The 6,252-nt window shown below is 72.1% G+C and carries 5 protein-coding genes and 1 pseudogene; 2 read left to right on the forward strand and 4 right to left on the reverse strand.

The genetic code is table 11. From position 1 onward, the window contains the following. Both NBX02_RS15745 and NBX02_RS15750 read left to right on the forward strand, forming a co-directional pair. Positions 1 to 1,019: Stk1 family PASTA domain-containing Ser/Thr kinase (locus tag NBX02_RS15745; RefSeq protein WP_250291974.1), on the forward strand; the 1,019-nt coding region annotated here is incomplete at its 5' end. A gap of 200 nt (positions 1,020 to 1,219) precedes the next feature. Beyond that, on the forward strand, positions 1,220 to 2,470 hold the full coding sequence (locus NBX02_RS15750; protein WP_250291975.1) for a DUF5667 domain-containing protein: 1,251 nt from the start codon (positions 1,220 to 1,222) through the stop codon (positions 2,468 to 2,470). 156 nt (positions 2,471 to 2,626) lie between these two features. On the opposite strand, the gene NBX02_RS15755 is transcribed toward NBX02_RS15750, so the two are convergent. From NBX02_RS15755 to NBX02_RS15770, 4 genes and pseudogenes are all read right to left on the reverse strand, one after another. Beyond that, positions 2,627 to 3,979: a class II 3-deoxy-7-phosphoheptulonate synthase gene (locus NBX02_RS15755; RefSeq protein ID WP_250286829.1), complete on the reverse strand. Its 1,353-nt coding sequence runs from the start codon at positions 3,977 to 3,979 to the stop codon at positions 2,627 to 2,629. 227 nt (positions 3,980 to 4,206) lie between these two features. Continuing rightward, the gene (locus NBX02_RS15760) at positions 4,207 to 5,232 is read right to left on the reverse strand and encodes a 6-phosphofructokinase (protein WP_445548467.1); all 1,026 of its coding nucleotides are present in this window, start codon (positions 5,230 to 5,232) and stop codon (positions 4,207 to 4,209) included. A 216-nt stretch (positions 5,233 to 5,448) separates the two neighbouring features. Beyond that, on the reverse strand, positions 5,449 to 5,973 hold the full coding sequence (locus tag NBX02_RS15765) for a polyadenylate-specific 3'-exoribonuclease AS (RefSeq protein ID WP_250286823.1): 525 nt from the start codon (positions 5,971 to 5,973) through the stop codon (positions 5,449 to 5,451). A 38-nt stretch (positions 5,974 to 6,011) separates the two neighbouring features. Continuing rightward, a pseudogene (locus tag NBX02_RS15770) lies at positions 6,012 to 6,252 on the reverse strand (hypothetical protein); the annotation flags it as partial.

Below are 6,252 nucleotides of genomic sequence, written 5' to 3' on the forward strand. Positions count from 1 at the left end.
CCCATGGTGGCGGCGCCCGTCGGCGCAGCCGCCCCCGGGCGACCGCCGGTTTCGCCCTGGGTGGCCGGCTGGCGCCCGACTGGCGCCACCGGTTCCTGCCGCGCCGGCCCCGCGGCCGCAGACCGCTGGTGGCGGTCGTGATCGCGGCTGTCGTCCTGCTCTGCGGGATCGTCGTGTCCAGGGCGTTGTCCGGGCCGGGCACGACGCCGATCCCCCCGCTGGTAGGCCTCGACCAGTCCGTGGCGGTACAGGCGCTGACCGACGCCGGGTTCGCCGTGGCCTACGACGAGGCCGCCACCAGCGACACCATCCCCGCCGGGAAGGTCATGACGCAGGAGCCGGCCAGCGCCGTCAGGGCGGCGCGCGGCAGCCCCGTGCGGATACGCCTGAGCCTGGGCCGGGCGAAGGTCCGGGTGCCGGACGTCGCCACCCTGTCGGTGGCGGAGGCCCAGGCCCGGCTGACCCGCCAGCAGCTCAACCTCTCCGCGACGCCACGCACGGAGGCCAACGACACGATCCCGGCCGGCAACGTGATCAGGACGGAGCCCGCCGTCAACACCGAGCTCGCCGCCGGCGCCCAGGTGACGCTGATCGTCAGTTCCGGTCCAGCCATGGTGACCGTCCCCAATGTGATCAACATGCCCATCGCCACGGCCCAGTCCCAGCTCGGCGCCCTCGGCCTGAAGGTGACACGGCTCGACATCAACGACGGGACGGTGCAGAGCGGAAACGTCATCCGCACCTCCCCCGACCCGGGGCAGCCAGTCGCCCGCGGCTCGGTGGTGACAGTGCTGGTGTCCAAAGGACCGCTGGACGACGAGGACCGCGGCGACCTGGTCGAGGTACCCGACGTCACCGGCCAGAAATATCAGAACGCGGCTCGCGAACTGCAGCGCCACGGGCTGCGGGCCGAGCGCAACGGCTTCATCTTCTTCGACAACTCGGTGGTCAGTAGCATGGATCCGCCCCCTGGCAGCAAGGTCAAGCGAGGTACCAAGGTGACCCTCACTGTCGAATAGCTCCGGTAATCGCCGCCCGGCTGTTCCAGGGGGGCATTTTTCCCGGCATACTTCGACTGTCCGGACGAATCACCCTCGGGCATGGGGCGGGATACGTGCCCGGACGGGGTGTCCCTGGTCATCATGGGGGCCGACGGTGTATCCGGGTGGTAGCGACCCCCGGTCGGCACACCGTACAGGGGGAAACAGGGGGGACTCCGGTGGGAGCACTGCTCACGGGGCGACGAGTCACGGGGCGACGAGCCAAGCGTTTCGACCGGCTGGTCGACAGCGGGTCGCCGGCCGCTCACCCGGGTGACCGCGAGCGGCTGGCCGTGGTCGCGGCGCTGCGTGCCCGCGAAACGGTGTCGTCACGTCCCGAGTTCCGTACGGCGCTGCGCGCCCAGCTGCTCGCCGAGAGCCTGACCACCGGGCTGTCGCGGACCGCCACCGATATCGCGCCGGCTATCGCGCCGACAGCTGTCTCGCCGGTGCCGGGCGCCACGGCCCCCGATGCCCCGGCGGCCCCGGCCCCGGCCCCGGGCGCGTCGCCGGTGAGACGCCCGGGCTACCTGGTGCGCACGCCCGCCCAGCGAGGCCTGTTCGCCTGGGCCACCGCGTCCCGGACGACGGCCCTCCCCCGGCCCACCGCCGGCCCGCGTCCGGTCCTGCTCGGCGCCCTCGCGGTGTCGGTGGTGGTGACCGGGATCACCGTCGGGACCCATCGGGCGGTCCCCGGTGAGCCGCTGTACGGGCTCAAGCTGCGCGTCGAGCACATCCAGCTCGACCTCACCAGCAGCCCGGTCGAAAAAGCCAAGATCCATCTTGATATCGCCCGCACCAGGCTCAACGAGATCAATTCGATCATGGATAACGGGCGGCTGCCGAAGAAGACCATCGAGGTACACGACCTGCTGACGGCCTGGCAGCAGGAAGCGTCCGCCGGCGGGAACGTCCTGGTCACCGAGGCCCGCAGGGGCAGCGAGGACGCGCTGCGAACCGTCCAGGACTTCACCGACGACCAGTCGCGGGACCTGCACGTCCTGCTCGACAACCTGCCGGACGGCCCCCTGCACGCCATGACCGCCGAGGCCCTCGACTACGTGCACGGCGTCCACAGCACCCTCAGCACCGGCGAGAACACCCCACCGGCGGCGGGCGCCCCCGGCCAGGCGGACGCCTCACACTCACCGCAACCGGTCCCGTTCGCCGTCCTGACCCCTCCCGTGGCCGCGAGCCCCGCCGCCCACCCCAGCGTCAGCCCCTCGGCGGCATCACCGCGGCCGGCCCGTTCCGCGGGCGCCGTCCACAGCCCGCAGGCACCGGCCACGCAGGCCTCCGAGCCCCAGGCCGTCCCGACCGACGCGCCCGCGCCCAGCGCGCCCGCGCCCAGCGCGCCGGAGAGCCCGCCGCCGGCCGATGCGGGCGGCCCCGTCCAACCGGTCGGCACCAGCACCGGCGGAGCCGCCTGATCCTGACGGGCGGGCCGGCCCCTGGCCGCCTGTCGGCCGGGGCGTTCCCGGCCGGGATCACCACCCTGGGGCCCTCGGCCGCGGCCCGGGAGGAAGACCGGCCCGCGGCCACCGCGCGGGATCACCCCGTGGGGACGTGGGATCACCCCGTCGGGATCAGTGCCTCTGCGAGCGGGCCACGTTGATCTGCTGCAGCATCTCCGCCACGAGGAAGGCGAGCTCCAGGGCCTGACCGGTGTTCAGCCGCGGGTCGCAGGCGGTCTCGTACCGGCCGGCCAGGTCCGCCTCACCGATACGCTCTCCCCCACCGAGGCACTCGGTGACGTTGTCCCCGGTCAGCTCGATGTGGATCCCCCCGGGATGGGTGCCGAGCTGCCGGTGGACCTCGAAGAAGCCGAGCACCTCGTCCAGGACGTCGTCGAAGTGCCGGGTCTTCACACCGTTGACGTCCCGGGTGTTGCCGTGCATCGGGTCGCACGACCACACCACCGGATGCCCGGCGGAGTTGACCTTCTCGACGATCGCGGGCAGGACGTCGCGGATACGGCCGGCGCCCATCCGGGTGATGAGTGTGAGCCGGCCGGGCACGTGGTCGGGGCTGAGCCGGTCGGCGAGGGCCAGTACCTCGTCGGGCGAGGCCTTCGGGCCCACCTTGCAGCCGAGCGGATTGCCGATCCGGGACATCAGGTCCACGTGGGCGCCGTCGAGGTCACGGGTCCGTTCGCCGATCCACAGCAGGTGCGCCGAAAGATCGTAGATCGAGCCGGTGGCGTCCTCCCTGCGGGTGAGCGCCCGTTCGTAGTCCAGCAGCAGCGCCTCGTGGCTGGTGAACAGCTCGACGCCGTGCAGTGTCGGCGTGCGCTCGAGATCGATACCACAGGCGGCCATGAACGACAGGGCCCGCTCGATGTCGGTCGCCATCACCTCGTAACGACGCCCGGCCGCCGAATCCCGCACGAACGCCTTGTTCCATTCGTGCACCTTGGACAGATCGGAGAACCCGCCGGTCGCGAAGGCACGGATGAGGTTCAGCGCGACCGCGCTGGCATGGTAGGCGTCCAGCATGCGGCCGGGGTCGGGCCGGCGGGCCCGCGCCGTGGCGGCGATGTCGTTGACCGCGTCACCGCGGTAGGACGGCAGGCCGGTGCCGGCCTCGATGTCGGCCGAGCGGGGCTTGGCGTACTGGCCGGCGATCCGGGCGACCTTGACCACCGGCACGCTCGCGCCATAGGTGAGCACGATCGCCATCTGCAGCAGCGTCTTCACCTTGTCGCGAATCTTGTTGGCGGTGTTCGCGGCGAAGGTCTCCGCGCAGTCTCCGCCCTGCAGCAGAAATGCCTCGCCCCGGGCGACCGCCGCGAGCCGTTCGGTCAGAATCCGCACCTCGGGTGCGACAACCAGCGGTGGCAGTGTCGCCAACCGGTCGCGGACGGCGGCCAGTTCCCCCTGGTCCGGCCAGTTCGGTTGCTGTTTGGCCGGCAGGGCCCGCCAGGCGTCGAGTTCCTCCACAGTGATACAGGGTACGGCCCGGGCACGGGCGCACGTCGCGCAATCCCCGGTGTCATACCGTCCCGCGCCACCCGCCCGTGCCACCCTGCGGCAGCCGGCCAGCCGCCGGCTTCACGGCCGCTTCCCGGCCGGCCGCCCGGGCCCCGCGCGGCCGTTTCAGCCGTTTTCCGGGCGTTTCGGCCGCTTCATCCTTCGCAGCTGTTTTCCGGCCCTTCGCGGCGGGCGTCTCAGCCGAAGAAGACCTCGGCCTCGGCGTAGAGCTCCTCCGGCACCAGCTTGAGCTCCCGGGTCGCCTCCGCCAGCGGCACCCGGTCGATCCGGGTACCGTGCAGCGCCACCATCGTGCCCCAGGCGCCGTCGTGCGCGGCGTCGATGGCGTGCAGGCCGAAGCGGGTCGCCAGCCACCGGTCGAACGCCGTCGGGGTGCCGCCCCGCTGGACGTGGCCGAGCACGGTCGCGCGGGACTCCCGCCCCGTCCGCCCGCGGATCTCGGTCTCCAGCACGGCGGCGATCCCCTGCAGCCGGACGTGGCCGAAGGCGTCGAGCTCCCCCTCCTTGACGGTCAGCGAACCGGCCACCGGGACGGCGCCCTCCGCCACCACGATGATCGGCGCGTACTGGGAGGCGAAACGGTGCTCGACGAAGGCGCAGACCTTGTCGATGTCGAACGGCCGCTCCGGCAGCAGGATCACGTTGGCCCCGCCGGCCAGCCCGCTGTGCAGCGCTATCCACCCCGCGTGGCGTCCCATCACCTCGACGATGAGGACGCGGTGATGGCTCTCGGCGGTGGTGTGCAGCCGGTCGATGGCCTCCATCGCGATGTTGACAGCGGTGTCGAAGCCGAAGGTGTAGTCGGTGGCGGACAGGTCGTTGTCGATGGTCTTGGGCACGCCGACGACCGGGATGCCCTCGTCGTGCAGGCGGGCAGCCACCCCCAGGGTGTCCTCCCCGCCGATCGCGATCAGCGCGTCGACGCCGTGCGCGGCCAGGGTCCGCCGAATACGCGCGACACCGCCGTCCTCCTTGTAGGGATTTGTGCGACTGGATCCGAGAATAGTGCCACCACGCGGGAGAATTCCGCGTACCGCCTCCACCCCGAGCGGGACGGTAGCGTTCTCCAGCGGACCTCGCCAACCATCCCGGAAGCCCACGAAAGAATATCCGTAGACATCCGTGCCCTTGCGGACGACCGCCCGGATGACCGCATTCAGCCCGGGACAGTCCCCACCGCCTGTAAGTACCCCGATCCGCATTCCATGCACCTCCTGGCGGGCCGAAGAAAGCGCGATCTTCTTTTTCTCGCGCCCGGCTCCCCTGGCCACCCGATGGTCATCAACCGGTGACGAGCCGCTCCTGTCAGTTCGGAAGCGTAATCCCACGGAGAGGATCGAAGAAACACATCCGCCGCCCGTGGCGCGGGGAATTCGCCGGCCCGGCGGCCGTACTTCACGGAAGTTTCGCCACGATCCTCACCGCGCGGGGGCCGGGGCCGGGCAGGCCCGCAGCGGCGCCAGGACCCGCCAGCGGTCGAGGTTGTGCCGGGCGTCGGCGAGCGCGTCGTGGGCGTCGGACGGCGGGGGCGGCAGCGGTGGCCGGCCGACCTCCTCCCAGAGCTGGCGCAGGTCCCGGGTGAAACGGGGGAGGAACCGGGGCAGGTCGGTCATCGTGCCGAAGAGCTGGCAGAGCACCACGTGGTCGTAGGCGGCGTACCAGGCCCACAGCTCCGGCGGCCCGGCTGCGCCGAGGAAGGCGACGATGTCGGAACGGATGCGCGCCCGCGTCCGCCAGCTCGGGTCGGACGGCGGCGGGAGCTTGTCCAGGACGTTGCGCCGCACCCACGGCACGGCGAAGGCCGGGTCGAACTCGGTGGACACGGCGTAGTACTCCCGGCTGCCGTCCTCGCTGACAATCCCGATGCTCACCAGGTCCAGCCAGAGGTGGCCCCCCTCCGAGCGCTCGATGAACTCGGTGTCGTAGAGATAGCGGCTGGCCACCGCTCCAGTCTGCCCGCCGGCCGCCCGGGAGGACGCGCTCATTCGCCGCGGGGGGACGCCGGGCCGTGGCGGCGGTCACGACGCAGCCTCGACCACAGCCCGGCGAGGACGATCGCCATCCCGGCGGCGCCGGCCAGCGGCAGCGCCCACAGCAGCATGCCGTTGACCTCCTCGCCGGCGTCGCGCTCATCGGCCCGGCCCGCGACGGTGGTCTGATCCACGGCGGCCGGGCCGGAACTGCCGCCATCGGCGGCCCCCGCCGGGGCTGCGGCAGTACCC

Source organism: Protofrankia sp. CiP1_Cm_nod1 (assembly GCF_920888515.1).
Lineage (GTDB): Bacteria > Actinomycetota > Actinomycetes > Frankiales > Frankiaceae > Protofrankia.